Source organism: Micromonospora sp. NPDC048835 (assembly GCF_040649995.1).
In the GTDB taxonomy this organism is placed as follows: Bacteria; Actinomycetota; Actinomycetes; order Mycobacteriales; family Micromonosporaceae; genus Micromonospora.
In genome coordinates this window covers 221,796-245,289 of record NZ_JBEZGM010000009.1, presented here as the reverse complement: position 1 = coordinate 245,289, position 23,494 = coordinate 221,796, and the positions used below count along the sequence as shown (strand labels likewise).

24 protein-coding genes and 1 pseudogene are annotated in these 23,494 nt (G+C 73.2%); 6 read left to right on the top strand and 19 right to left on the bottom strand.

What is annotated here, in order from left to right:
• Nucleotides 1-55: 55 nt before the first annotated feature.
• From AB0C15_RS14065 to AB0C15_RS14040, 6 genes are all read right to left on the bottom strand, one after another.
• Nucleotides 56-1,294, bottom strand: a complete 1,239-nt coding sequence (locus AB0C15_RS14065) for a beta-ketoacyl-[acyl-carrier-protein] synthase family protein (protein WP_357351699.1) — start codon at nucleotides 1,292-1,294, stop codon at nucleotides 56-58.
• Nucleotides 1,291-2,907: a class I adenylate-forming enzyme family protein gene (locus AB0C15_RS14060; protein ID WP_357351697.1), complete on the bottom strand. Its 1,617-nt coding sequence runs from the start codon at nucleotides 2,905-2,907 to the stop codon at nucleotides 1,291-1,293. Before AB0C15_RS14060 ends, AB0C15_RS14065 begins: the two co-directional genes overlap by 4 nt.
• A complete protein-coding gene (locus AB0C15_RS14055) occupies nucleotides 2,904-3,401 on the bottom strand; it encodes a beta-ketoacyl synthase chain length factor (RefSeq protein WP_357351695.1) in 498 nt (165 codons plus the stop codon). The genes AB0C15_RS14060 and AB0C15_RS14055 overlap by 4 nt, the downstream gene beginning before the upstream one ends.
• Before the next feature lie 140 nt (nucleotides 3,402-3,541).
• On the bottom strand, nucleotides 3,542-4,651 hold the full coding sequence (locus tag AB0C15_RS14050; RefSeq protein WP_357351693.1) for a beta-ketoacyl synthase N-terminal-like domain-containing protein: 1,110 nt from the start codon (nucleotides 4,649-4,651) through the stop codon (nucleotides 3,542-3,544).
• Nucleotides 4,644-4,889, bottom strand: coding sequence for an acyl carrier protein (locus AB0C15_RS14045; protein ID WP_357351691.1), 246 nt, complete (start codon nucleotides 4,887-4,889; stop codon nucleotides 4,644-4,646). The genes AB0C15_RS14050 and AB0C15_RS14045 overlap by 8 nt, the downstream gene beginning before the upstream one ends.
• Nucleotides 4,889-5,155: an acyl carrier protein gene (locus AB0C15_RS14040; protein ID WP_357351689.1), complete on the bottom strand. Its 267-nt coding sequence runs from the start codon at nucleotides 5,153-5,155 to the stop codon at nucleotides 4,889-4,891. The genes AB0C15_RS14045 and AB0C15_RS14040 overlap by 1 nt, the downstream gene beginning before the upstream one ends.
• A gap of 30 nt (nucleotides 5,156-5,185) precedes the next feature.
• Between AB0C15_RS14040 and AB0C15_RS14035 the strand changes: the two genes are divergently transcribed.
• Nucleotides 5,186-5,890, top strand: coding sequence for a 4'-phosphopantetheinyl transferase superfamily protein (locus AB0C15_RS14035; protein ID WP_357351747.1), 705 nt, complete (start codon nucleotides 5,186-5,188; stop codon nucleotides 5,888-5,890).
• Here the strand turns inward: AB0C15_RS14035 and AB0C15_RS14030 are convergent.
• From AB0C15_RS14030 to AB0C15_RS13980, 11 genes are all read right to left on the bottom strand, one after another.
• Nucleotides 5,785-7,134 carry a class I adenylate-forming enzyme family protein gene (locus AB0C15_RS14030; RefSeq protein ID WP_357351687.1) on the bottom strand — a complete coding sequence of 450 codons (1,350 nt, stop codon included), beginning with the start codon at nucleotides 7,132-7,134 and terminating at the stop codon, nucleotides 5,785-5,787. The two genes, AB0C15_RS14035 and AB0C15_RS14030, sit on opposite strands and share 106 nt — an antisense overlap.
• A gap of 350 nt (nucleotides 7,135-7,484) precedes the next feature.
• Nucleotides 7,485-8,312 (bottom strand): M55 family metallopeptidase, encoded by an 828-nt coding sequence (locus AB0C15_RS14025; protein ID WP_357351685.1) that lies wholly within the window; start codon nucleotides 8,310-8,312, stop codon nucleotides 7,485-7,487.
• Between the two features lie 274 nt (nucleotides 8,313-8,586).
• The gene (locus AB0C15_RS14020; protein ID WP_357351683.1) at nucleotides 8,587-8,904 is read right to left on the bottom strand and encodes an antibiotic biosynthesis monooxygenase family protein; all 318 of its coding nucleotides are present in this window, start codon (nucleotides 8,902-8,904) and stop codon (nucleotides 8,587-8,589) included.
• Nucleotides 8,901-10,166, bottom strand: coding sequence for a beta-ketoacyl synthase N-terminal-like domain-containing protein (locus AB0C15_RS14015; protein WP_357351745.1), 1,266 nt, complete (start codon nucleotides 10,164-10,166; stop codon nucleotides 8,901-8,903). The genes AB0C15_RS14020 and AB0C15_RS14015 overlap by 4 nt, the downstream gene beginning before the upstream one ends.
• A gap of 20 nt (nucleotides 10,167-10,186) precedes the next feature.
• The gene (locus AB0C15_RS14010) at nucleotides 10,187-11,461 is read right to left on the bottom strand and encodes a beta-ketoacyl-[acyl-carrier-protein] synthase family protein (RefSeq protein ID WP_357351681.1); all 1,275 of its coding nucleotides are present in this window, start codon (nucleotides 11,459-11,461) and stop codon (nucleotides 10,187-10,189) included.
• Nucleotides 11,458-11,853 carry a cupin domain-containing protein gene (locus tag AB0C15_RS14005; protein WP_355007988.1) on the bottom strand — a complete coding sequence of 132 codons (396 nt, stop codon included), beginning with the start codon at nucleotides 11,851-11,853 and terminating at the stop codon, nucleotides 11,458-11,460. Before AB0C15_RS14005 ends, AB0C15_RS14010 begins: the two co-directional genes overlap by 4 nt.
• The gene (locus AB0C15_RS14000; RefSeq protein WP_357351679.1) at nucleotides 11,846-12,601 is read right to left on the bottom strand and encodes an SRPBCC family protein; all 756 of its coding nucleotides are present in this window, start codon (nucleotides 12,599-12,601) and stop codon (nucleotides 11,846-11,848) included. The genes AB0C15_RS14005 and AB0C15_RS14000 overlap by 8 nt, the downstream gene beginning before the upstream one ends.
• Nucleotides 12,598-14,028, bottom strand: coding sequence for an acetyl-CoA carboxylase biotin carboxylase subunit (locus AB0C15_RS13995; protein WP_357351743.1), 1,431 nt, complete (start codon nucleotides 14,026-14,028; stop codon nucleotides 12,598-12,600). The genes AB0C15_RS14000 and AB0C15_RS13995 overlap by 4 nt, the downstream gene beginning before the upstream one ends.
• A gap of 19 nt (nucleotides 14,029-14,047) precedes the next feature.
• Nucleotides 14,048-14,545 carry an acetyl-CoA carboxylase biotin carboxyl carrier protein gene (gene accB / locus AB0C15_RS13990; protein ID WP_357351741.1) on the bottom strand — a complete coding sequence of 166 codons (498 nt, stop codon included), beginning with the start codon at nucleotides 14,543-14,545 and terminating at the stop codon, nucleotides 14,048-14,050.
• Between the two features lie 59 nt (nucleotides 14,546-14,604).
• The gene (locus tag AB0C15_RS13985) at nucleotides 14,605-16,356 is read right to left on the bottom strand and encodes an acetyl-CoA carboxylase carboxyltransferase subunit alpha (protein ID WP_357351677.1); all 1,752 of its coding nucleotides are present in this window, start codon (nucleotides 16,354-16,356) and stop codon (nucleotides 14,605-14,607) included.
• The gene (locus AB0C15_RS13980) at nucleotides 16,353-16,691 is read right to left on the bottom strand and encodes a TcmI family type II polyketide cyclase (RefSeq protein ID WP_357351675.1); all 339 of its coding nucleotides are present in this window, start codon (nucleotides 16,689-16,691) and stop codon (nucleotides 16,353-16,355) included. The genes AB0C15_RS13985 and AB0C15_RS13980 overlap by 4 nt, the downstream gene beginning before the upstream one ends.
• Before the next feature lie 424 nt (nucleotides 16,692-17,115).
• Between AB0C15_RS13980 and AB0C15_RS13975 the strand changes: the two genes are divergently transcribed.
• The 4 genes and pseudogenes from AB0C15_RS13975 to AB0C15_RS13960 all read left to right on the top strand — a co-directional run bounded on the left by AB0C15_RS13975 (nucleotide 17,116) and on the right by AB0C15_RS13960 (nucleotide 21,238).
• Nucleotides 17,116-17,913 carry a BTAD domain-containing putative transcriptional regulator gene (locus AB0C15_RS13975; RefSeq protein WP_357351673.1) on the top strand — a complete coding sequence of 266 codons (798 nt, stop codon included), beginning with the start codon at nucleotides 17,116-17,118 and terminating at the stop codon, nucleotides 17,911-17,913.
• Nucleotides 17,914-18,071: 158 nt separating this feature from the next.
• Nucleotides 18,072-18,392, top strand: a pseudogene (locus tag AB0C15_RS13970) (TcmI family type II polyketide cyclase); the annotation flags it as partial.
• Between the two features lie 187 nt (nucleotides 18,393-18,579).
• Nucleotides 18,580-19,929, top strand: coding sequence for an NAD(P)/FAD-dependent oxidoreductase (locus tag AB0C15_RS13965; RefSeq protein ID WP_357351671.1), 1,350 nt, complete (start codon nucleotides 18,580-18,582; stop codon nucleotides 19,927-19,929).
• Nucleotides 19,930-20,245: 316 nt separating this feature from the next.
• Nucleotides 20,246-21,238: a hypothetical protein gene (locus AB0C15_RS13960; RefSeq protein ID WP_357351669.1), complete on the top strand. Its 993-nt coding sequence runs from the start codon at nucleotides 20,246-20,248 to the stop codon at nucleotides 21,236-21,238.
• Nucleotides 21,239-21,454: 216 nt separating this feature from the next.
• On the opposite strand, the gene AB0C15_RS13955 is transcribed toward AB0C15_RS13960, so the two are convergent.
• Both AB0C15_RS13955 and AB0C15_RS13950 read right to left on the bottom strand, forming a co-directional pair.
• A complete protein-coding gene (locus AB0C15_RS13955; RefSeq protein ID WP_357351667.1) occupies nucleotides 21,455-22,171 on the bottom strand; it encodes an isocitrate lyase/phosphoenolpyruvate mutase family protein in 717 nt (238 codons plus the stop codon).
• 102 nt (nucleotides 22,172-22,273) lie between these two features.
• The gene (locus AB0C15_RS13950; RefSeq protein ID WP_357351665.1) at nucleotides 22,274-22,576 is read right to left on the bottom strand and encodes a GNAT family N-acetyltransferase; all 303 of its coding nucleotides are present in this window, start codon (nucleotides 22,574-22,576) and stop codon (nucleotides 22,274-22,276) included.
• Between the two features lie 215 nt (nucleotides 22,577-22,791).
• On the opposite strand from AB0C15_RS13950, the gene AB0C15_RS13945 reads away from it, so the two are divergent.
• Nucleotides 22,792-23,487: a DUF1223 domain-containing protein gene (locus AB0C15_RS13945; RefSeq protein WP_357351663.1), complete on the top strand. Its 696-nt coding sequence runs from the start codon at nucleotides 22,792-22,794 to the stop codon at nucleotides 23,485-23,487.
• The last annotated feature ends 7 nt before the right edge of the window (nucleotides 23,488-23,494 follow it).

Here is a 23,494-nt window from a genome sequence, read left to right as displayed (position 1 = left end):
ACGGTTCCCCCCGTGTTGCCGGCCCGGACGCGCCCCGCCCGGGTTGCCCCGTCGATCACCCCCTCGGCTCGGCGACGCGCGCCAGCACCAGGCTCACGTTCTGACCGCCGAACCCGAACGAGTTGGTGACCGCGTACTCGACGTCGGCCTTGCGGGGGGTGCCACGGATGTGGTCCGCCGGGCAGGCCGGGTCGGGATCGTCGAGGTGGTACGTCGGCGGCAGCAGCCCCCGACCGAGCGCCAACGCGGTGGCCGCCGCCTCCAGCACCCCGGAGGCGCCGAGCAGGTGGCCGGTGAGCGCCTTGGTGGAGCTGACCGGCACGCCGCCGACGCCGAAGACGTCGGCGAGGGCGGTGGTCTCCGCGATGTCACCGAGCTTCGTGCCGGTGCCGTGCGCGTTGACGTAGCCGACCGCCGCCGCCGGCACACCGGCGCTGCGCAGCGCCCGGCGGACGCACGCCGCCGCGCCGAGGCCGTCCGGGCGGGGTGCGGTCGGGTGGTACGCGTCGGTAGTCGCGCCGTGGCCGGCCACCTCGGCGTACCCGACGACGCCGCGCGCCGCGGCGTGCTCGGCGCGTTCGAGCACCAGCAGCGCGGCGCCCTCGGACAGGACGAACCCACTGCGGGACGTGTCGAAGGGCCGGCTGGCCCGACCCGGGTCGGTGCCGGCGCGCGCCAACGCCCGCGCGTTGCCGAAGGTGTCGGCGAAGGTCGGAAAGAGCGGCGCCTCGCTGGCCCCGCAGACCACCACGTCGACCTCACCTGTCGCGATGAGCCGGACCCCGTCGGCGACCGCCTGCGCACCGGAGGCGCAGGCGGTGCCGACCGACGAGCTGTAGCCCCGGATGCCGTGCGCGATGGCGATCCGCGCCGCCGGCATGTTCGGCAGGATCCCGGTGAGCAGGTACGGGCTGACCGCCGCCCGCCCTCGCGCCGCCCGGGCCAGCACCTGCGACTCCAGGGTGGCCATCCCGCCGACCCCACCGACGATCACACCGATCCGGTCCGGGTCGACGTCGCGGCCCACCTCGATGCCGGCGTCGGTGAGGGCGTCGGCGGCGGCGAGCAGGGCGAGTACGACGATCCGGTCCAGCACCCGGGTCTCCGGGCCGGACGCGACGGTCCGTGGGTCGATCTCGGGCAGCACGCCGGCGACGTCGAGCGACTGCGCGGCCGGGTGCCCCTCGGGCGGGCGGCCCAGCCCGGACCGGCCGGTGGTCAACGCGTCGAAAGTTTCCTCGACGCCCCGCCCGGCCGGGGTGAACAGCCCCATTCCGGTGATCAGGGCGGTCACGAGCCGGCCTCGGTGAGGTAGCGCTCGCGCAGGACCACCTTGCGGACCTTGCCGGTCACGGTCACCGGGATGTCGGCCGAGCGCACCGGCACGACCCGGCGCAGGGTGGCCCCGACGTCCGCGCCGAGGGCGGCGCGGACCCGCTCGGTGCGGTCCTCGGCCTCGTCGGCGCCGGCGGCCAACTCCAGCAGGACGTCGGTCACCACCTCGCCGCCCTCCGCGACGATCACCACGGTGCAGTCGGTGACGTCCGGGCAGGCGGCGAGGATCCGCTCCTCGGACAGCGCGGTGTAGAAGCGCCGCCCGGCACCGGCGTCGACCGAGTCCACCGCCCGGTCCAGGTGGTAGTAGCGGCCGTCGGCGTCGACGCGCACCAGGTCACCGGTGAGGTACCAGCCGCGCTGACGGAAACGGTAGGTGGTGACCGAGTCGTTCCAGTAGCCCCGGAACAGCGACGGTGAGTCGATGCCCAGGAAACCGACCTCGCCGACCGGCACCGGCTCACCGTCGGCGTCGAGCACCGCCACCTTCGCGAACCGGTAGGGGCGGCCGATGCAGCGGCCGTACCTGTCGGTGTCGGCGCGGTGGGTGATGTGGAACATCGAGTGCCCCATCTCGCTGGAGCCCAACCCGTCGATGAAGACCGAGCCGGGGACCGTCGCCACCCCGTCGCGGGTGATGGTGTCGCGCCAACCGACCGCGACCAGCCGGCGGATGTGCGGCTCGTGCGAGGCGTCGCCGGTGTTGAACCACAACCGCACCGAGTCCAGGTCGTACCCGGACAGGTCGAAGCGGGCCAGCTCCGCCCAGGTCACCGAGAAGCCGAACACCCCGTCGGGCCGCCACCGTTGGATCGCGTCGAGCACCTGCTCGCCGCCCTGCTCGGAGAGCAGGAACATCTGCGCGCGGTTGCCCAGCGCCTGGTTGACCATGAGCACCGTGGCGGCGTGCGGTGCGGGCAGCGCGTTGAGGATCCGGGTGGTGCCCTGCGCCTGCGGCATGCCGAGCAGGTGCCGGGTGGCGGCGAAGAGACTGGCGTGTGAGTGCAGCACCGCCTTGGGCACACCTGTCGTGCCCGAGGTGTGGGTGATCACGATCGGGTCGTCCGGGTGGTGCCGGTAGTGCGCCGGGGCCGAGGCGGGGTCGCCGGCGCCGGCCTCGGCGGGGGTGCCGAGCAGCGGTACGCCCAGTTCGTGCCCGGCCAGCAGCGCCGTGTGCGCGTCGTCGGCCAGCACACCGACGCCCCGCAGGCGGCGAATGTACTCGGCGGCGATGTCCGGACGGAGTTTGCCGTTCATCAGCGCCGGGATCGCCCCGAGGCGGGTCAGCGCCAGGAAGCTGAGCACCATGTCGGCGGCGGCGGTGGCCCAGACGGCGACCGGGTCGCGGGGGCGTACCCCCCGCTCGTGCAGCCAGGCGGCGCGGGCGGCGACCCGCTCGTCGAGCCGCCCCAGCGTCAGTGGCGTCTCGGCGGGGTGCCCGTCGACTGCGGTGTCGAAGGTCAGGCCGGGCCCGTCCGGGTCGGCGCCGTGCGCCAGAACCCGGGCCAGGACGTTGCCCGCGCCCAGCTCGGTGTCGGCGGCCAGGGTGCCGCGCAGTCCCGGTGTCCTCATGGTCGTACTCCTCCCCCCAGCAGCACCGCGACCGCCTCGGTCGGCCCGTCGGGTGCCTGTTCGATCAGGATCAGCAACACCTCGTCGGCGTCGCCGTCGTCGCGCAGCAGGTCGGCCTCGGCGACGCCGTCGGCGTACGGGTCGCCGGTCGGGCTGAGGCAGACCACCGGGCCGCGCAGGTGCCAACGGGCCGCGATGTGCCCGGCGACGCTGTTGGGCACGGACTGGAAGAAGAACAGCGGGCCGACCCGCCCGCCGGCCTCGACGCTCGCCCGTACGTGCTGGGCGCTGGCGAGATCGCCGCTGGCACTGACCAGCACGATCCCCGTCCGCACCCCGGCCGGCACCCCGGCAGCCCCGTACCCCCGCTCGAGACACCGCTGAGCGACGGCGACCACCACCGGCGCGAAGTCCGAGTGCACGAACCCCGGCACCCCCGCCACCCCGTCGTCGTCCCCAACCTCCGGCCAAGAGCCCCTCGCCCGCTCCCCCACCCCCACCCCCGCCCTCTCCCCCGGCCCCGCCCCCACCCCCGCCCTCTCCCCCGGCGATCTTGCAGTTTCGGTCGTCGTTTCGGGCGCTTGGTCGGATTCGTCGGGACAGAAAGTGCAAGATCGCGGGGAGTGGGCGGCGGTCATCCGACGCCGACCAGGAGGGCGGTGTTGGCGCCGCCGAAGGCGGCGTTCAGGGTCAGGGCGTGGGTGGCGTGCGACCGCTGTGGACGGTCGGTCACCACGTTCAGTGGGCACGCCTCGTCGGGGCCCTGCCAGCCGGCGTTGACCGGCAGCTCACCGTGGCGCAGCGCGAGCGCGGTGACCATCAGTTCGAGCAGCCCGGACGCCTCCAGCGCGTGCCCGTGCACCGACTTCGTGGAGCTGACCGGAACCTCGGCGGCGTACTCGCCGAGGGCGCGGCGCAGTGCGGCCGCCTCGGCGGCGTCGCTCTGCGCGGTGCCGGTGGCGTTGGCGTTGACGTAACCGACGGCCTGCGGTGGCAGCCCGGCCCGGCGCAACGCGCCGTCGACCGCGCGGGCCAACCCGCTGCCGCCGGGCTCCGGTTGGCAGGGGTGGAACGCGTCACCGGCCCGTCCCCAACCGACCACGGCGGCAATCGGCTCGGCCCCGCCCCGACGCCCGGCACTGGACTCGAGGACCACCGCGGCCACGCCGTCACCCAGCAGCAGACCCCGGCGGCCGGTGCTGAACGGACGGACCGCCCCGTCGACCGCGAGGGCGCGACCGGCGTCGAAGAGCGCGAACTGGTCCGGCTCCACCAGATAGCCGGCCGCGACCACCACCCGCTCGACGTCACCCCGGGTGATCCGGGCGGTGGCGTCGGCCACCGCCGTGCTGGCCGACACGCAGGCGCTGGTGTAGACCCGGGTGAGACCGGACAGACCGCACCGGGCGGCGAGCTGGCCGGCGAGCACGGCCGGCGCCGGGCCCGCACCGGGGGGCGGGCCACCGTGTACGGCGAGGAGCAGCGCGGAACTGGCGCGCTGCGCGCGGTTCAGGCCGGCCCCCCGGCACGCCGCGTCGATCGCGGCCGCCAGCTCGTCGGGGAGCGTACCGACGTCGGGCAGGGTGGCCGCCGCGGTGACCCGGCGGGCGGCGGTGTCGAACCGATCTACCGACCGGAACGCCGGCACACCGGCCAGCACACCGGCGAGCAGCGCGTCGACGCCCCTGCCCAGGGCGCTGATCGCGGACATGCCGGTGAGCTGGACGACACGCGCCTCAACCATCTGCGGAAGCGGTCAACGACGCCCGGAACACCGCCAGGGCGTCGTCGACGGTGCGGATGCCGGCAAGCTCGTCGTCGGCGAGGTCGAGCCGGCGGTCGTAGCGCTGCTCCACGAGGTGCACCAGCCAGGCCAGCTCCATCGAGCCGATCCGGTCGGACACCTCGGTCGCTGGTTTCGCACTGAGTTCGGCGAGCATGGTCAACAGGTCAGCTCGCCCCAGATCGGGCTGACCGCTCATCAGCGTTTGTCGCTCGTGGTCTCGGCGACGCGATCGGCGACCATGGCGGTGAACTCGCCGACGGTCATCAGGGCAAGCTGCTCCGACTCGTCGTCGGCGAACGTCACGCCGTAGCGGTCCTCGACCCGCACCGACAGGTCGGCCAGGGCGAGGGACTCCAGGTCGACGCCGGAGGGGCCGAGCGTGGTGTCGTCGTCGAGCCCCTCGACGTCGTAGTTCATGTCGGCGAGCTGCTCGACGACGAAGGCGCGGACCTCGGCTCTCATGGATACCCTCTCTGCGTGGCTCAGCTGACGGTGTCCGGTCGGGACACCGTCTACGTGTGGGTCGGCCGGGACACCGGCGGTCAGCCGGATCCGGCCGCTGTGCTGCTGCGGCGGGCGAGCGCTCTGCTGCTCGCCGGCGCGCGGGCCGAGGTGCTGTTGACGCACGACCGCGCCGGACGGCCGGTCGTCCGGGTGGACGCGGCCACCGGGCCGGTCGAGCTGGCGGTCAGCGTCAGCCGCACCGCCGGGCTGGTGGTGGTGGCCGCCCGCCGAAGCGGTGCGGTCGGGGTGGACGTGGAACGCGTCCGCCCGCTGCCGGCGCTCGCGCTGGCCCGCCGCTGGTTCCCGCCCGCCGAGCTGGCCTGGTTGGGCGATCGGCCCGAGGCTTGCCGGACGGTGGACTTCCTGCGGCTGTGGACCGCGAAGGAGGCGGTCGGCAAGGCGCTCGGGCAGGGGTTGCGCGGTGGCGGGCTGCACCGGCTGATGCCGCCGCCGGGGCTGCCGCTGCGGCCGGTGCCCGGCGTCGAGACCCTGCGGGTCGGTCACCCGCGGTTGGACCAGGGTCTCGTCCTGGCGGTCGCCGCGCGGGCGAGCACGACTGTCGACGTCGAGGTGGTGCAGCGGCCCGGTCACGGGGTGACCGCCGAGCGCAGCGCGTCGGTCGAGCGGACGAGCTTGCCGGTCGTGGTACGGGGCAACTGGTCGAGCAGGTGCAGCGACCGGGGCCGTTTGTAGCCGGCCAACCGTTCGGCGAGGAGCTTGTCCAGTGTCTCCTCCGACAGCGGGCCGTCGGGTTGGACGTACGCGGTGATGCCGTCGTCCCAGACCACCACCGCCGCGGCCACCCCGGTCAACTCGGCGACGGTGGCCTCCACCTCGGTCAGGTCGACCTTCATCCCGCCGACGGAGACCTGCGAGTCGAGTCGACCGCGTACCGTGACCAGGCCGGTGGCCGCATCGACGGTGCCGGCGTCGCGGGTGTGCAGCCAGCCGTCGGACCAGCGGGTCGGGTCGCTCAACCCGACGTACGGCGACGCCGGGCAGGACACCCACAGCTCACCGCCGGACTCGCGGACCTCGATGCCGGGGGCCGGGGCGATCGACGGTCGGTGCGCGCCGTGCAGGTCGGTGCCGATCACCCCGACCTCGGTCATCCCGTACATGTTGCCCAGGGGCACCCCGTACCGGTCGGTGAACGCCCTGGCGACGGCGGCCGGCACCAGCTCGCCTCCGGTGGTCATCCGCCGCAGCTGGGGCAGTGGACCGGCCGGCCTAGTGGAGGCGAGCAGTCCGATGTGGAAGGGCACACCCAGCACGGTGGCCGGTGTGGTGTCGGCGGTGATCGCGGCGAGCACCGCGTCGCCGCTGAGCCGCTCCGGCGGCACCAGCTCGACCCCGGCGTGCAGCCCGTAGAGCAGGCCGCCGACCAGGCCGAGCACGTGCACCATCGAGGGCAGCAGGATGATCCGCTCGCCGGGCAGTGCCACCCCGTCGATCCGGGTGTAGCGGTGCACCTCGGCGACCAGGTCGGCGGCGGTGCGACCGATCACCTTGGACGGGCCGGTGGAGCCGGAGCTGAGTTGGATCACGGCGTGGCCGCTGACCGCCGGACGGTCGGCGTACGGAGTGACGCCCTCGGTGACGTCGACGAAGATCCTCAGCGCGCCGCCACCGCTGCGCACCGGAGCGACCACCACCTGCGGGGTCAACCGGGTCAGCGCGCGGTCCACCTCGTGGTCGGTGAGCCGGTGGTCGAGCAGGATCGCCTGCCCCCCGGCGCGCCAGGTGGCCAGCAGGTTCACCACGTACGCCAGCGACGGCGGCATCCGCAGCGCCGCGGCACCGCCTGGGCGCAGCCCGGCGGCGGTCAACCGGTCCTGCGCCGCGGTGACCAACCGGTGCAGAGTGGACCTGTCGACCGGCTCGGGCAGACGGAGACAAACGTCGGTCGGGTGACCGGCGAAGAGGACATCGTCCACCCAGCCGGGGTCTGTCGCCGTAGGATCTTCTGCCGTCACTGCCGTTCACCGCCCAGCATGAAAGAGGGCGAATCCGCCCATCACGTACGCTTGTCGGGGTGCTGCGGGGAACCATACGACGCCCGCAGGGCCATTGCTAGATGCGAATGGATGGATCAAAAGCAGCGGCCAGCCGGATTGCCGACAGCCCGTTCGTCGGACAGGATCGGGCGGGCGATTCGGCGGAGCGTCACCGAGACATGACGCCTCGCACAACCGTCGCGCGGCCTCAACCGGACGGCCGATGGCGGCGCGCTCAGCGGGTGCGGTCGAGGAGTGCGCCTCCAAGGCGCGCTCGGCGGGCCAACACCCTAGCCCGGTTTGATGCTGGCGAGTTGAACGAGCAGCTGAACCAGCCGGTACGCCTCGGCGACGTCGGCGGCGCGGAAGGCGACCGTCCGCCCGCCGCCGACCCGGACCACACCCGGCACCAGAACCGCGAGGTCGACCATGTACGGCCCGTACAGGTCGACCTCGACGTCCAGCGGCCCGGCCAGCTTCACCGGCGGGATCGAGGCGCGCCGGGCGACCGCGTCGGCGGCAGCGTGGCGCAGCAGCTCCCGTACCTCCTGCGGATGCAGGGCCACCGCGGCGGCCTGACCCAGGGTCTGCTTGACGGCGACGGTGACCGCCGAGGGCACCAGCTCACCGAACTCCGCGCAGGCGGTGTCGTCTCCGCTGAGCAGCACGACGGGCACGTCGAAGTGGCCGGCCATGGCGGCGTTGAGGCCGATCTCGCCAAGCGGTCGTCCGGCCACCCGCACGTCGAGGATGGCGTCGCTGATCGTGTGCGCGAGCACGGCGGGCCCGGCACCGGCCCGAGCGTGATAGCCGACGAACAGAACGGCGTCCGTGTGCTCGTCCAGCCCGGCGAGCATGCCCAGCGGGCGGGGTTTGCCACGCACGAGGTGGACACGCCGGTCGAGGTCCTCCGGCAGGATGTTCCGAAACGACCCGTGTGCGTCGGCGACCCACACCACCGCCTCGGGTTTGGCATCGAGCACCCCGGCGACCGCCGCGTTCGCCTCGGCCGTCATCAGCGCCCGACCACGTTCGTAGTCGTACCGATCCGGATTCGTCTCGGTCGGATGCACAACCCCCGAGATGCCCTCCAAATCCACCGAGATCAGTACCCTCATGGTTCCAGGACCCTACGCGCACCCGCGCCAATGTCGACCCTGCCCGGCGCAGCCAAGGCAGCGCCGAGTCCCGCCCCGCCGATCTTGCACTTTCGGTCGCCGAAATGCGTCAAGTGCACCCTATGTCACGACAGTAAGTGCAAGATCGCGGAGACGAGGCCGTCGATCATGGAGTTATGGTGCCTGAGTTGTTCTGGTAAGAGGCGTTTTGTTGCCCACCACAACTCCATGATCGACGGGGGCGGGACGGGGCAGGGGTGGCGCGCGCGGGCCGTCAGGGCAGGGCTGGGGTCTGGGCGTGGATGTGGAAGCGCAGCGAACGGGCGTCGGTGAAGCACTCCCGCATCGGGCGCACCAGCTCGCGGTGCTCCTCGCTGCGCTCCCAGTCCTCGAAGTCGGCCAGGCTCGTCCACTCGCTGGTGATCAACCACTGCTCCGGGTCGGTCGACGACCGGCACACCTGGTCGACGAGGTGCCCCGGCACGCCACCGGCGACCAGGTGCCGCACCTGCTCGTACGCGGCGAGGAACTGCTCGGTGCGCGGCACCGGCACCCGTACCAGGAAGACCACCCGGGCCCGTTTGTCGCTCATGACGCCTCTCCCCTCATCGGCTCTGCCCCGCGCAGGACCAGCGCACTGTTGAACCCGTCGAAGCCCCGCGCGCAGACCAGCGCGAGTCGGCTGCGCGGTCGGCGGTGCTCGCGCAGGAAATCCAGCTCGCAGCCCTCGGCCACCTCGTCCGGTCCGGCCGACGCGGGAAGCGTGTCGTGGGCGAAGGCGAGCAGCGCGGTGGCCACGTCCAGCGCCGAGCCGCCCTGGTACGCCCGACCGGTGAGCGGTTTCTGCGTGGTCACCGGGGGCGGCCGGTCGGCGAACACGGCACGCAGCGCCTCGGCCTCGCTGCGGTCGTAGCGGGGCACACCGAGCGCGTCGGGCAGCACCACGTCGATCCCGGCCGCGGCGACGCCGGCCCGGTCCAGGGCCAGGCGCATCGCCCGCGCGTACTGGGTGAAGTCACCGGCGCTGTCCGCCGTGGTGTGCGCGGCGTCGTGGGTGGAGCCCCACCCGCTCACCTCGCCGTAGACCCGGGCGCCCCGGGCCAGGGCGTGGCCCAACTCCTCCACCACGAACACCGCTCCCCCCTCGGCCGGCAGGTAGCCGCTGGCCGTGGCGTCGAACGGTCGGTACGCCCGCTCCGGGTCGGCGACGTCGCTGAGCAGCCCCGACCGCAGTTGGCAGGCGAGCGCGTACGGGCTCAGCGGGCACTCGGTGGCCCCGGCGATCACGACCGGGGTGCCCCGGCGCACCGCGCGGGCGGCGTGCGCCAGGCTGTCCAACCCGCCGGCCGACTCCGCGACCAGCACCCCGCTCGGGCCCTTGAACTGGTGGTGGATGGAGAGCTGCCCGACGCTTGCCGCGTAGAACCAGGCGATCGACTGGTACGCCCCGACCGTGCGCGACGCGCCTCCCCACAGGCGTTGCAGCTCCCGCTGCCCGAACAGGTTGCCCCCGGACGAACTGGCCAGGGTGACCGCGTAGCCGTACGGGTCGGGAGCCCGCTCGGGCAGGCCCGCGTCGGCCAACGCCAGTCGGGTGGCGGCGAAGCCGAGGTGTGTCCACCTGTCGGTCTGCACCAGTTGCCGACTGTCGGCGTAGGAGTCGGGGGTGAAGCCGGGCACCTCCCCACCGAAGCGGGTCGGATAGCCGGCCGGGTCGAACAGCGTGATCGGCCCGGTCCGGCGGGTGCCGGCGAGGACGGTGCGCCAGTGCGCGTCCGCGCCGATGCCGCTCGGCGCGACCACCCCGATGCCGGTCACCACCGCGCGAGCGACCTCGGCGCTGCCGTGCCTGATGGCTCGCTCACTACGCTCGCTCACGCCGGCACCCCGCCGAGCAGCCGACGGAACACCATCGCCGACTGGAAGCCACCGAAGCCGCTGCCCACCGAGAGGGCGACGTCCACCGGTACCTCCCGCGCCTCGTTGGGTACGTAGTCCAGGTCGCACTCCGGGTCCCGGGTGCTCCAGTTCGCCGTCGGGGGCACCACGCCGAACTCGATGGCGAGGGCGCAGGCGGCCATCTCGATCGACCCGATCGCGCCGAGCGAGTGCCCGACCATCGACTTGATCGAGCTGATCGGCACCCGGTACGCGGCCTGGCCCAGCGCCCGCTTGAACGCGGCCGTCTCGTGCCTGTCGTTCTGCCGGGTGCCCGAGCCGTGTGCGCTGATGTAGGAGACCTGCTCGGGCAGGATCCGTCCCTGCTTGAGCGCGTCGGTGACGGCGAGGCTCATCTCCAGCCCGTCCGGGCGGAGCCCGGTCATGTGGAAGCCGTTGCTGCGGCTGGCGTAGCCGGCCACCTCGCAGTAGATGTGCGCCCCGCGCCGCCGGGCGTGCCCGGCCTCCTCCAACACCAGCACGGCACCGCCCTCGGCGAGCACGAACCCGTGCCGGTCGGCGTCGAACGGGCGGGAGGCGTGCGCCGGGTCGTCGTTGTCCGGGCTGGTCGCCTTGATCGCGTCGAACGAGGCGACGGTGACCGGTGAGATCGGCGAGTCGGCCGCGCCGGCGAGCATCACGTCTGCCTCACCGTCCACGATCATCTGGTGGGCGTACCCGATCGCGTCGATGCCGGAGGTGCAGCCGGTGGAGACGACCTGCGCCGGGCCGTGCAACCCGTGCCGACAGGCCACGTCCGCGGCGAGGCTGCTGGGCACCAGCGCCTGATAGAGGTACGGGCCACCGCGCGCCGCGTCCACGAGCCAACGCCGGCCGTGCTCGCTGACGGTGACGTACTCCTGCTCCAATGCCATCGTGCCGCCGACCGCCGTGCCCAGCACCACCCCGGCCCGGTCCCGTTCGGCGTCGGTGAGCACCAGTTGGGCGTCGGCCACCGCCTCGGCGGAGCAGGCCAGCGCGAACTGCACGTACCGGTCGGCCCGGCGTCGCTCGGCCTCGCTGAGCCCCGCCGCGACCGGGTCGAAGTCGCACTCCGCCGCGATCTGCGACCGGAACGCGGACGGGTCGAAGAAGCTGATCCGCCGGGTGGCGGTCCGTCCCTCGGTGATGGTCTTCCAGAAGCGGTCCCGGCTGGCGCCTCCCGGGGCGACCACCCCGACCCCGGTCACCACCGTGCGGCGCCCGGTCATGGTGCTTCCACCAGCTCGGTGTCGACGTGCCCCAGCTCGGGCCGGGGGGCGAGCGGGCCCAGGTGGAAGACCACCTCGGCCGGTTCGACGCCGGTGTTGCGGAGTCGGTGTCGCACGTTGACCGGCACGAACAGCCCCTCGCCGGCGGCCAGCAGCGTCGGCTGGTCGTCCAGGTCGACGGTGATCGCGCCCCGCACCAGGTACAGGAACTCCTCGCTGTACGGGTGGTAGTGCTCGGCGATCCGCTCCCCCGGTTCGAGCGTGGCCACCCCGAGGAAGCCCGAGGTGCTGCCGACGGTGCGGGGGCCGAGCAGCACCCGCAGTTCGCCGCCGCGGCGGCGGTCGGCGGGTACGTCCCGGGCGGCGATCGGCCGGGTGCTCAGGTCACTCATCGTCGGCCTCCGTCGGCGTGTGACCGGCGGCCGGGGCGCCCTGGTCGGCGCGCTGCCAGGCGATCCGTTCCAGCCGGTCCTTGATCACCGCGAGTTGGATCACGCTGTTGGTGTTGATCCGCTCGGTCATCGCGGCGTTGTCGACAGGCGCGGTGGGCTTCATCGCGAAGTCCTGCGTCCAGGTCATCCGGGTGCCACCGGCCTCGTCGGTGTAACGCCAGTGGATGCGCATGTACTCGAACGGCCCGGTCTCCACCCGGTGCGCCCGCACCTGCCTGCTCACCGGGTCGGCGGTGCGCTCACTGACCCAGCTCCAGGACACCCCGTTCTCGTCGGGGTACATGGTGAGCCGGAACCGCACGGTGTGTCCCTCGCGGTGCAGGATCTCCACCACGGCGTACTCGGTGAACAGCTCGGTCCAGTTCGCCACGTCGTTGGTGACCTCCCAGACCAGCCCCAGCGGCGCGTCGATGACCACGCTGTTCTCGGTGTGTCCGGGTGGGTCGACGCGACGGGCGACCAGATCGGCCACCGCCGGGATGCTCAACTGCCCGGCCTGCTCGGGGATGCTCACCTGCCAGCGGTCGGCGACGACCGCGGAGAGTTCCAGCAGGGCGAGTGAGTCCATGCCCAACTCCTCGAGTGACGCGGCGGGCGCCCGGGCCGCGGCGTCGGCGTCCAGCCCGCAGTGCGCCACCAGGATGTCGGTGATCTCGGCGGTCATCGGGCGACCATGGGTGACGGTCATCGGGTCCTCCTGTGGGTTGCGTCGGGATCTGCGGCGGGCGCGGTGCGCGGTGCGGGAGTGGCGGCCGGTTCCTTGGCGGGCACGGCGAGCAGGCGGTCGACCAGGCCGGTGGTGTAGCGGCCCTTGCGGAAGGCGGCGTCGTCGAGCACCCGCCGGACGAACGGGATGGTGGTGTGTACGCCCGGACCGGCGATGTCGAACTCGTCCAGGGCACGTTCCAGCCGGTTGAGGGCCAACTCCCGGTCGGGCGCCCAGACGATCAGCTTGGCCAGCAGCGAGTCGTACCAGGGGCCGATCAGATAGCCGGCGCTGGCGTGGGTGTCCACCCGGGTGAACGGGCCGCCGGGTGGGGTGAACCGCTCCAACCGGCCGGGGGTGGGGGCGAAGCCGCGTCCGGGGTCCTCGCTGTTGACCCGGCACTCGACCGCGACGCCGTGCAGGCGGATCTCCTCCTGCCGCAGGCGCAGCGGCACCCCGGCGGCGATGTGCAGTTGCTCGTGCACCAGGTCGATCCCGGTGACCATCTCGGTGACCGGGTGCTCCACCTGGATCCGGCAGTTGATCTCCAGGAAGTGGAAGTTCTCCTCGGCGTCGACGAGGAACTCCAGCGTGCCGGCACCGACGAAGCCGACCGCGAGCGCGCCCCGCAGGGCGGTCTCGGCGATGCCGTCGAGGACGGCGGCGGCAAGCGCCGGAGCGGGCGCCTCCTCGATCAGCTTCTGGTGCCGACGCTGCACCGAGCAGTCCCGGGTGCCCAGGTGCACCCCGTTGCCGTGGGCGTCGCAGAGCACCTGCACCTCGACGTGCCGCGCGTCGGTGAGGTAGCGCTCGACGTACACCCGGTCGTCGCCGAAGGCGGCCTGCGCGGCGGCCCGGGTACGGGCGTACGCCCGGCGCAGCTCACCCGGGGTGTGCACCACGGTCATCCCGCGGCCCCCACCGCCGGCCGCGGCCTTCACGATCACCGGGTAGCCGACGGCCCCGGCCACCTCGGCCGCCGCAGCGGCGGTCGGCACCGGCGCGACACTGCCCGGCGACAGGGGCAGGCCGGCCCGGCTCATCAGTGCGCGAGCCGACGACTTGTCCGCAAGCGCGGCCATCACCGCCGGTGGCGGACCGATGAACGTCAGGCCGTTGTCGGCGCAGATCTCGGCGAAGTCGGCGTCCTCGGAGAGGAAGCCGTAGCCGGGGTGCACGGCCTGCGCGCCCACCTGCCGTGCCGCCTCCACGATGGCGGCCGCGTTGAGGTAGCTGCGCCGGCTCGACGCGGGCCCGATCCGCACGGCCTGGTCGGCGAGGCGGACCGCCGCCGAGTCGGCGTCGGCTGCGGAGTAGACCACCGCCGTACGCACACCCAACTCCTTGCAGGCGCGTAGCACCCGCAACGCGATCTCACCCCGGTTGGCGATCAGCACGGTCTCGAACATGGTCACCCACTCCGCGCCGTCACGCCGGGTCCAGCTCGACCAGCGGCTGGTCGTACTCGACCGGCTGGCCGTCCTCGACGAGGATCGCGACCACCCGCCCGGCCCGGTCGGCGGTCACCTCGTTCATCAACTTCATCGCCTCGACGATGGCGACCGGCTGCCCTGGGCGAACCAGGTCGCCCACCGCGACGAACGGTCGCGCGCCGGGCTCCGGCGCCCGGTAGAAGGTGCCGACGATCGGTGCCCGCACGGCGGCGCGCCCGGGCACCGACGGCCGGAGCACCGCGGCCGGGGCACCCGGTGCCGGCACGGCCGCCGGTGCCGCCTCGCCCCGTGGCAGCGGTACGTCCGGTCGAGTCGACTCCTCGGGGTGCCACTCGACCTCCAGCACCGCCGGCCCGCTCCGCAGCCGGATCCGGCGTACCGGCCCGGACAGCTCGGCGATCAGGTGCTGTGCCTGCCGGCGCAGCCCGGCCAGTGCCCCCTCGCCGTCCAACCGGCCGTCGTCGGGCTCCATGCCGTCCACCCCGACACCGTCGGAGGTCTGCACCGTCGACACCGTCCCGTCGCCGGCGGTCATCGCCGGCCCGCCTGAACGCCGGAGCGGTTCGCGCCGAACCGACGGAAGCGTTGCCGGCGCAGGCGGACCAGCATGGCGGGCGGCACGTCCAGCAGCGGCAGGAGGTTGGCCAGCAGGGCGGCACGCAGCCGGTGGGCGGTCTCCGCCGGGTCGTCGTGCGCGGCGCTCGACGGCTCCGGCACGACCTCGTCGACCACCCCGAGCCGACACAGGTCGGGCGCGGTCAGTCGCAACGCGCGGGCGGCCTGGGGTGCCGCGGAACGGTCCGGCCAGAGGATCGCCGCACACCCCTCGGGGCTGATCACCGAGTAGACGGCGTTCTCCAGCATCAGCACCCGGTCGGCCACCGCAAGCGCCAGCGCGCCACCGCTGCCGCCCTCCCCGGTGATCACCGCGAGCACGGGGGTGGGCAGCACGGTGAGAGTGAGGATGTTCTCGGCGATCGCCGCGGCCTGGCCCTGCTCCTCGGCGCTCACCCCGGGGTCCGCGCCGGGGGTGTCCACGAGGGTGACCACGGGCAGGCCGAGCCGGGCCGCGAGGCGCATCAGTCGCAGCGCCTTGCGGTGCCCGGCCGGGCTGGCCATGCCGAAGTTGCGGGCGACCAGCTCGGCGGTGGTGTGCCCCTTCTGGTGGCCGATGACCATCACGTGCCGCCCGGCCAACCGCGCCACCCCGCCCACGATCGCCGGGCAGTCCGCGCCGAGACGGTCACCGTGCAGCTCCACGAACCCGTCGAAGACGGAGTCCAGGTAGTCCAGGGTGGTCGGTCGCCCAGGATGCCGGGCCATCCGGACGGTGTCCCACGCGTCGCGTACCGCCGGGGTGTCGGCCACGGCCGGGCAGACCACCGGGCCCGCCGGCCGCGTCACCGCCACGTCGTCGGCGGCGAAGCGGTCGTGACGCGATGCCGGCTCCTGCCGGGGTACGGGAGGACGCGCCGGACGGCCGGCACGGGTCGCGGCGAGCAGCGCCATCAGTCGTGCGCGCAGCGACCGACGCTGCACCACCATGTCGACCTGCCCGTGTCGGAGCAGGAAGTCGGCGGTCTGGAAGCCCTCCGGCAGTGCCCGCCCGGTGATCTGCCGAATCACCCGGGGGCCGGCGAAGCCCATCCGCGCGCCGCTCTCGGCGAGCACCAGATCGGTGTTGGTGGCGAACGAGGCGGCCACCCCGCCGTAGGTCGGGTCGGTGAGGATGCTCACGGTGAGCAGCCCGGCCTCGCGTAGCGCGGCGATGGCCTGGCTGACGGTCGCCATCTGCATCAACGACAGCACGCCCTCCTGCATCCGCGCCCCGCCGGAGGCGGTGATCAGGATGAGCGGGGTGCGGTCGTCGAGCGCCCGTTCGGCCGCCCGGGTGATCAACTCGCCCACCGCGCAGCCCAGGCTGCCGCCGAGGAAACGGAAGTCCATCACCGCCAGGGCCGCCGGGTGCCCGCCGATGGTGGCGGTGGCGCAGACGACCGCCTCGGCCAGGCCGGTGCTGGCCCGCGCGCCGGTGAGCCGGTGCGGGTACGGCAGCACGTCGACGAAGTCGAGCGGATCCGCCTCCGGCAGGCGGTCGGGCAGCGGACACAGCGAACCCGGGTCGACGAGTTGGCGCAGGCGTTCCGGCGCGCCGAGGCGGGCATGTGCCCCGCACTCCGGGCAGACGTCGAGGTTACGGCGCAACCGTTTGCGGTAGAGCAGGCTGGCGCAGCCGGCGCAGCGCGACCAGAGCTGCTCCTCACGCGGCGCGGTGGCGGTCACGACCGCCGCCCGGCGTCCGGGGCGTCGAACCGGTAGAAGCACCGCGCCATGGCGTCGCGCGGCGAGCGCCAGGTCGACAGGTACGGCGACACGTACGGACGCAGGCGGTCACTGACCCGGATGAACTCGGGGTGGTCGCGGGCGGCCTCCACCGCCCCCTCCGCCGGCTGTGCGGTCTCGAGCAGGTGCACGTAGAGGTCGTGCAGTCGGTACAGCGAGCGGTGCCGGACACCGACCAGGCGCGGCAGCTCCGTCGAGTCCGACTCGGCGAAGATCTCGGCGACCCGCTCCTCGGCGGTTGGATCCACCTTCGCGACGATCAGTGAGCGCTCCATACTGGGCCTCCCCCCACGGCGTCCGGTCGACGACGGGTGGACCCCGGACGTGCCTGACGACTCCGGCCACGATGCGCTGCTCCTCGTCACGACGGCGTCACCGCGGTGGAGCGACAAGCGACGCAAGGTGGTGACGCTGCGTTGACGCAACCTGTGCATCAGCTATGTGTGCGGCGCGCTCACCGCAGTGGTGTTTACCCAGTTCAGAACCGATCTCGGGTTGACTGTCGCTAATAGAAGGTCCACACCGACATTGACGGAACGTGACCGTAATTGATAATCTTCAGCGTGGTCAGCCCGGCGGCCTCAGCGGGCGGGGCCGCGCCCGGCCACGCCACCATCGGCGGCGTCGACAGTGGCGTCGCGGGCAACCGATCCGGGACACAGCAGATGTCGGGACGAGCGTTCCGCAGGGGGTGCCGCCGTGGCCGCTGATCCGTCCGTGCCGACCGCCGGAGACCCGCCCGACAGGGGCGTGTCACTCCACCTGCTCGGGGGCTTCCGGCTCCTCCGCGAGGCGGTGCCGGTCGTGGTGCCGCGAGGGCTGCAACGGGTGATCGCGCTGATCGGGCTCCGACCCGGCGCCACCCGCAGCCAACTCGCCGGCCTGCTCTGGCCCGACGCGTCGGAGGAGCGGGCGCTGTCCTCCCTGCGCACCGCCCTGTGGCGACTCCGCCAGGATCCGTGCTGCCCGATGACCGTGGCCAGCGACACCGTACGCCTCGGCCCGGCGGTCCGGCTCGACGTGGACGACCTGGTGGGCACCGCGGCCCGGGTCCGCGACGGCGACGACCCGCGCACCGCGGCCGGGGCGCTCGCCGCCGGGCGGCACGACCTCCTCCCCGGCTGGTACGACGACTGGGTACTGCTGGACCGGGAGCGCCTACGCCAACTCCGCCTGCACATGCTGGAACAGGTGGCCGGGCACCACCTGGCCGCAGGCCGGCACGGCGAGGCCCTCGAAGCCGCGCTGGAGGCGATGGCCGCCGAGCCGTTGCGGGAGACACCACACCGACTGGTGGTCCGTATCCACCTGGCCGAGGGCAACGCCTTCGAGGCCGTGCACGCCTTCTACGTCTACCGGGACCTGCTGCGCCGCGAGCTGCGCCTGGAGCCGAGCCCCGCCATGAGCGCCCTGCTCGACGACACGCTCGCCCCGATCCGTCAGGCCAGCCGCGACGCCATCACCGACGGCAGGTCACCGGCCGGCCGGCGTCCATGACGGCGCCGCCGGGCCGCTGGACAGGCGCGACGGGCCACCCGTCACCGGCCGCCGGGCGCACGTGACGGTGACGTGACAGGCGCTGCGGCACGGTGGGCGGCACAGAGCACGTGGCACCGACTCCCGTGGTCGGGCAGGCCACCGGCGGAAGGGGTCCCATGAGTCGTCTACTGATCGTCAGCCGGATCATCCCGGGAGCGGAGGGGCGAGTCGCGCAGATCTTCGCCGAATCCGACGCCACCGAACTGCCCGGCCTGACCGGCGTCACGCACCGATCCCTGTACTGCCTCCACGACCTGTGCGTACACCTGCTGGAGACCTCGGACGACGTCGACCCGGACGCGCTCGCGGCGGCCCGTAACCACCCGCTCTTCCGACAGGTCAACGAGCGACTCTCCGCGCACACCTCGCCGTACCTGCCGACCTGGCGCTCCCCCCGGGACGCGATCGCCGGCTGCTTCTACCGGTGGGATGCCGCGCCCACAGCCGAACCGGACCGCGCCGCCGCCCACCCGGCCGGCACCGCGAACGACCCGGCCGGCACCGCGGCGCCCGCAGCCCGCCCGACCAGCACGGCTGTGCCCACATCGGACGCCGCCGGTACCGCCCCTCCCGCTGCGCGCCAGGCCAGCACCGAGGCGCCCGCCGCGCACCCGGCCGGCTGAGATGTCCGCCGCGCCGCCGCACGTCCTGATCATCGGCGCGGGCACGGGTGGGTTGTGCCTGGCGCACGGCCTGCGTCGCGCCGGGATCAGCGTCGCCGTCTACGAACGGCACCGCGACCGCGCCGAGGGGCTGCTCGGCTACCGGGTCGGCATCGGCCCCACCGGTAGCCGGGCGCTGCGGGAGTGCCTGCCCCCGGAGCTGTTCGCCACCTTCCTCGCCACCTGCGCCCGGCCGCCGCACTACTTCAACGTCGTCACCCAGGGGCTCCGCCAGACCGCGTCGTTCGCCCTCCGGCCGAGTGCCGACCCGGTCCGCACCGAACACTCGGTGGCCCGGATGGTGCTACGCCAGGTGCTGCTGACCGGCCTGGAGGACGTGGTGCACTTCGACAAGACCTTCATCCGGTACGAGCAGCGTGACGACGGCACCGTCACCGCGCACTTCGCCGACGGCACCAGCGCCACCGGTGACCTGCTGGTGGCAGCCGACGGCACCCATTCCGCCGTACGCCGCCAGTACCTGCCGCACGCCGTCACCCGCGACGCCGGGACGATCAACATCGCCACCCGGATCCCGCTGACCCCGCACACCCGCAGTCTCGTTCCGGAGCGGGTCCAGCAGGGCATCTCGCTGATCTTCGGCGTCGGCGGGATGATGGGCGTGCTGCACGTCATGGAGTTCAAGTGGGACGCCGAACGGGCGATCAAGCCGGGCGTCAGCGAGGCCGACGCCGCCCTGCTCCGAGAGTGGCCCGGCCTGACCCACGACACCACCACCGACAACATCAACCTGATCATCTGGAGTGCGGCAAACCGGTTCCCGGCCGACATCATGCAACGCCGCGGCGACGACCTGGTACAGGTGGCTCTGGACCTCACCTCGAACTGGCACCCGCACCTGCGGGAGCTGCTCGCCCACGCGGACCCGGCCAGCGCCCTACCGATCAAGGTGTCCACGTCCGAGCCGGTACCGCCTTGGAAGAGCAGCACCGTCACCCTGCTCGGCGACGCCATCCACACCATGACCCCGGGTCGAGGCGTGGGCGCGAACACCGCGCTACGCGACGCGCGCCTGCTCTGCGAGCACCTTCGCCGCGCTACCGCCGGCGACAAGACGCTGCTCCAGGCGGTCGCCGACTACGAGGCCGTGATGGCGCCGTACGGCTTCGCGCGGGTCGCCGAATCGTTGAACCGCAGCGGCACCAACGGCGACGACCGGATGTACCGGCCGGTGGTGGGCCGGCTCGCGCTGCTCGGCGCGCGTGGCTACTTCGGCGTGACCAGCCGGGTACCACCGCTTCGTCGCCGGTTCGTCGACGAGTTCCACACCTACGAGGGCGACCAGGACTGAACCCCCGCAACCGCCCGACCCGGGCTCGGCGATCCGCGCCGGGCCCGGGTTCGTCGTTTCCGATGAGGTACGCCCGACTGGTCGCTGCCGGACCCACGCCGTGCGGCGTCGGGCCGGTTTCCGGCCTGATCGGGCGACGCTGTGTCACCCGGTGGGCACCGGCTGAGGTGGTCATCCCATCTGCGACGCTGACGGCGGATCCTGCCTGTCGCCGGTAACACGCGTGTGCGAAGCTGCGGCGAGTTTTTCTCGTGACTTATCGAACGAGCTGAGAGGGAGGTTCGCCGTGGCGTGGTCTTTCGGACACTCGCTGATAGTGGTACTGGCACTGTTGCTGGGCCTGGCCGCCGGGTGGCTGCTGCGCGGCCGGCGGGGCGTACAGGGTAATTCGATTGTGGATGGTGACCCCGTCGCCGGCCTGGCCGTGATCTCCACGCCCGCGCCGGCCGCCACCACCGACGAGGCCCGGCCCGCGGCCGCCGTCGACCCGGCACCCGCGGCGGTCGCCGACGAGCCGGTTCCTGTCGACACGGTCAGCGCGCCGGCCGCGATGACCGAACCGGACGGTCAAACCCCGGTGCCCGTGCCGGCGGACACCCCGAGCACCGTCGACCCGGGCGACATGGCACTGACCGAGGACCCGCCGCCCGTACCGGCCAGCGAGCAGTCCGACGCTGCCGACCTGCGGTCCGAGCCGACCGCGGAATCGGCCGCCGAGCCGCTCACGGTCGACGAGCAGCCCGCACCGGCGGCCGTGGTCGCTCCGCGCCAGCCCGCGGACGACGTCCCGCCCGTCGATGCGACGCCGGCCGATGGCGCACCGGTCGCGGCCACTGCGGACGACGATGCGCAGAACAAGGCGATGGCTGTCGACCAGACGTCCGTAGGGACTCCGGCTGACCCGTCGGCTGCCGAGCCGGTGCAGGTCGCGTCGGCGGATGCCGCCGAGGAGGCCGAGCGGTCGGCGGTGGCCGCGCCTCCGGTCCGGCCGTCCGCCGCCGCGACGCCTCCGGTTGGTTCGGAATCCGAGACGACGATCGGCGGCGTCGACGCCGATCCGACCGGCCCGGCCGACGACTTCCGCCGGATCCAGGGGATCGGCCCGAAGATGGCGGCGGCCCTGCAGGACGCCGGTGTGCGCACGTACGGCCAGCTCGGCGAGTTGGACGAGCCGGCGCTGCGCGACCTCATCCGGGCCGCCGGCCTGCGTGCCGCACCTGGCCTGGCCAGTTGGCCGCAGCAGGCCCGCGTGCTGGCCGGCGCCGGCGACGAGATGGCCGCAGTGCTGCCGAACGGCAACCCGGCCTGACCGCTTGCATTCGAGCCCCCGGCAGCCGTCCATGGCGACGGCGGCCGGGGGTTCGGCTGTAGCTACCGAAACTCCGCCGGCGCACGGTGCCCCAGCGTGATCGGCGCAGAGATCGACTCGGCTTTCAGGAGACCGCGCCAACTCGTCGACTGGGACACCCCGATTTCCAGAAAACCGAGTCGATCACGAGCGACAGCGCGCCGGCGCCGTCCGGTCTCAGGCGCGCAGCCTCGCTGCGAGGTCGCCGATCGACGCCATCGCGTACCGCTGCATCCCTGGGCCGAAGGTGATGCGTGTCGCGCCCTGCCGACCCAGTTCGGCCACGGACTCCGGGTCGGGTTGGGCGGCCATGTTGATCGGACCGGAGATGCCCTCCCGCAGCCGCGGCAGCACCTGCGGCGGCGCCAGGATCGGGTAGACGCAGTCGGCGCCGGCCGCCACGTAGCGGCGGGCGCGTTCGATCGCCTCGACGGGGTCACCCGTGCCGACCAGGAACGTGTCGACGCGCGCGTTGATGAAGAGGGCGTCACCCGCTTCGGCGCGCACCTCGGCCAGCCAGTCCGCGTGCCGGCGGGGGTCCCTGAGGGTGGCGTGCCCGTCCGAGTCTTCCAGGTTGCAGCCGACGGCACCGGCCTCCAACAGCCGTCCGACCAGCTCGCGAGGGGTCAGACCGTACCCGCCTTCGACGTCGGCGGACACCGGGACGGACACGGCGCGGACGATGCGCGCGACCGCCGCGAACATCTCGTCGGGCGGGATCGCGCCGTCCTCGTAGCCGAGGGAGGCGGCGACGCCCGCGCTCGGGGTCGCGAGCGCCGGGTATCCGGCGTCGGCAAGCATCCGTGCGCTTGCCGCGTCCCAGGGGCCGGGCAGGACGAGCGGGTCGCCGGCGGCACGGTCGTGGTGCAGGGCACGGAAGGCGGAGGCGCTCATCGTTCGGGTCTCCCGACGGGGCTGCGGAGGTGCGCGGCTCCGGCACTGTCGCCACCAGCTCCCACCGGGGGCCCGAACCAGCTCGTCAGCCGCGACAAGAGCTTATTTGATCTTACGGGTGGAACGGACCACGATCTTCTCGTACTCCGGATGCTTGACCAGCCAGTCGGCGAGGAACGGGCAGATCGGCACGACGGTCCGGCCCTTGCTCCGCGCGTCGTCCATCACGGCCCGCGCCAGCGTCGACCCGACACCCCTGCCCTCGTACGCCGGATCGACCTCGGTGTGGGTGTAGGCGATGATCGAACCGGTCAGCTGATAGGTGACGAACCCGGCGACCACGCCCGCCTCGTCGCGCGCCTCGAAACGCTCCCGCGCCGACGCGTCTGTCACGGTGAACTGCACCCGACCATCCAACCACCCGCCCCGGCGGCACCCCCCGCGAGGCTGCCGGGGCGGTGATTCGGCGCATTGTCGGGCCCGAAACGGGAAACGCCACACGGCCGGACGCCCGCGCACACACCACCGCCGGGCACCGCACCACCGCCGGGCAGCAGACCACCGCCCGGCGGCGGCGCACACGGCACCGCCGGGCAGACCCTGGGAGGAGACCCGCCAGCATGACGAATGCGGCAACGGACGGCGGCTTCGCCGTCGTCGAGATGTTCACGTCTCAGGGCTGCAACAGTTGCCCTCCGGCGGAGGAGTTGCTGAGCGAGATCGAACGCGACGCCCGGGAGCGGGGACAGAACGTCTTCGCCCTCGGGTTCCACGTCGACTACTGGGACGACCTGGGGTGGCCCGACCAGTTCGCGGACGCGGCGTACACCGCGCGGCAGGAGGCGTACGCCCGCGCGTTGGGCACCAGAGGTCTGTACACCCCGCAGATGGTCGTCAATGGCACCGTCGAGTTCGTCGGCTCCGACCGTCGCCGGGCGGCCGGCGCGATCATGTCCGCCATGGCGTCGAGCGTCACCACACCGCTGGCGCTCTCCATCGCCAACCTCGGCAGGGACCGGGTGATGGTGGACTACCGGACCGACCAGCCGCCGGCGGGCTCGGTGGTGCACGTGGCGGTCGTCGAACGGGATCTGACCAGCGAGATCGCCCGGGGAGAGAACGCCGGTCGGACACTGCGGCAGGACAACGTGGTGCGCGCGTTCCGGTCGGTGGTCCTGGACGCCGAGCGGGGGCAGGTGGAGCTGGCGACGCCAGCCGGTCTCGATCCGGGCCGCGCCAGCGTGGTCGGCTACGTCCAGGAGAACGGTGACCGGGCCATCGTCGGTGCCACCGCCGTCGAGCTGTCCAGCGCGTAATCTCGGC

Coding starts and splice junctions, on each gene's coding strand:
- AB0C15_RS14060 (WP_357351697.1), bottom strand. CDS start 2,907: ATGAGGACACCGGGACTGCGCGGCACCCTGGCCGCCGACACCGAGCTG.
- AB0C15_RS14050 (WP_357351693.1), bottom strand. CDS start 4,651: ATGGTTGAGGCGCGTGTCGTCCAGCTCACCGGCATGTCCGCGATCAGC.
- AB0C15_RS14045 (WP_357351691.1), bottom strand. CDS start 4,889: ATGAGCGGTCAGCCCGATCTGGGGCGAGCTGACCTGTTGACCATGCTC.
- AB0C15_RS14040 (WP_357351689.1), bottom strand. CDS start 5,155: ATGAGAGCCGAGGTCCGCGCCTTCGTCGTCGAGCAGCTCGCCGACATG.
- AB0C15_RS14025 (WP_357351685.1), bottom strand. CDS start 8,312: ATGAGGGTACTGATCTCGGTGGATTTGGAGGGCATCTCGGGGGTTGTG.
- AB0C15_RS14020 (WP_357351683.1), bottom strand. CDS start 8,904: ATGAGCGACAAACGGGCCCGGGTGGTCTTCCTGGTACGGGTGCCGGTG.
- AB0C15_RS14010 (WP_357351681.1), bottom strand. CDS start 11,461: ATGACCGGGCGCCGCACGGTGGTGACCGGGGTCGGGGTGGTCGCCCCG.
- AB0C15_RS14005 (WP_355007988.1), bottom strand. CDS start 11,853: ATGAGTGACCTGAGCACCCGGCCGATCGCCGCCCGGGACGTACCCGCC.
- AB0C15_RS14000 (WP_357351679.1), bottom strand. CDS start 12,601: ATGACCGTCACCCATGGTCGCCCGATGACCGCCGAGATCACCGACATC.
- AB0C15_RS13995 (WP_357351743.1), bottom strand. CDS start 14,028: ATGTTCGAGACCGTGCTGATCGCCAACCGGGGTGAGATCGCGTTGCGG.
- accB (WP_357351741.1), bottom strand. CDS start 14,545: ATGGAGCCCGACGACGGCCGGTTGGACGGCGAGGGGGCACTGGCCGGG.
- AB0C15_RS13980 (WP_357351675.1), bottom strand. CDS start 16,691: ATGGAGCGCTCACTGATCGTCGCGAAGGTGGATCCAACCGCCGAGGAG.
- AB0C15_RS13965 (WP_357351671.1), top strand. CDS start 18,580: ATGTCCGCCGCGCCGCCGCACGTCCTGATCATCGGCGCGGGCACGGGT.
- AB0C15_RS13955 (WP_357351667.1), bottom strand. CDS start 22,171: ATGAGCGCCTCCGCCTTCCGTGCCCTGCACCACGACCGTGCCGCCGGC.
- AB0C15_RS13945 (WP_357351663.1), top strand. CDS start 22,792: ATGACGAATGCGGCAACGGACGGCGGCTTCGCCGTCGTCGAGATGTTC.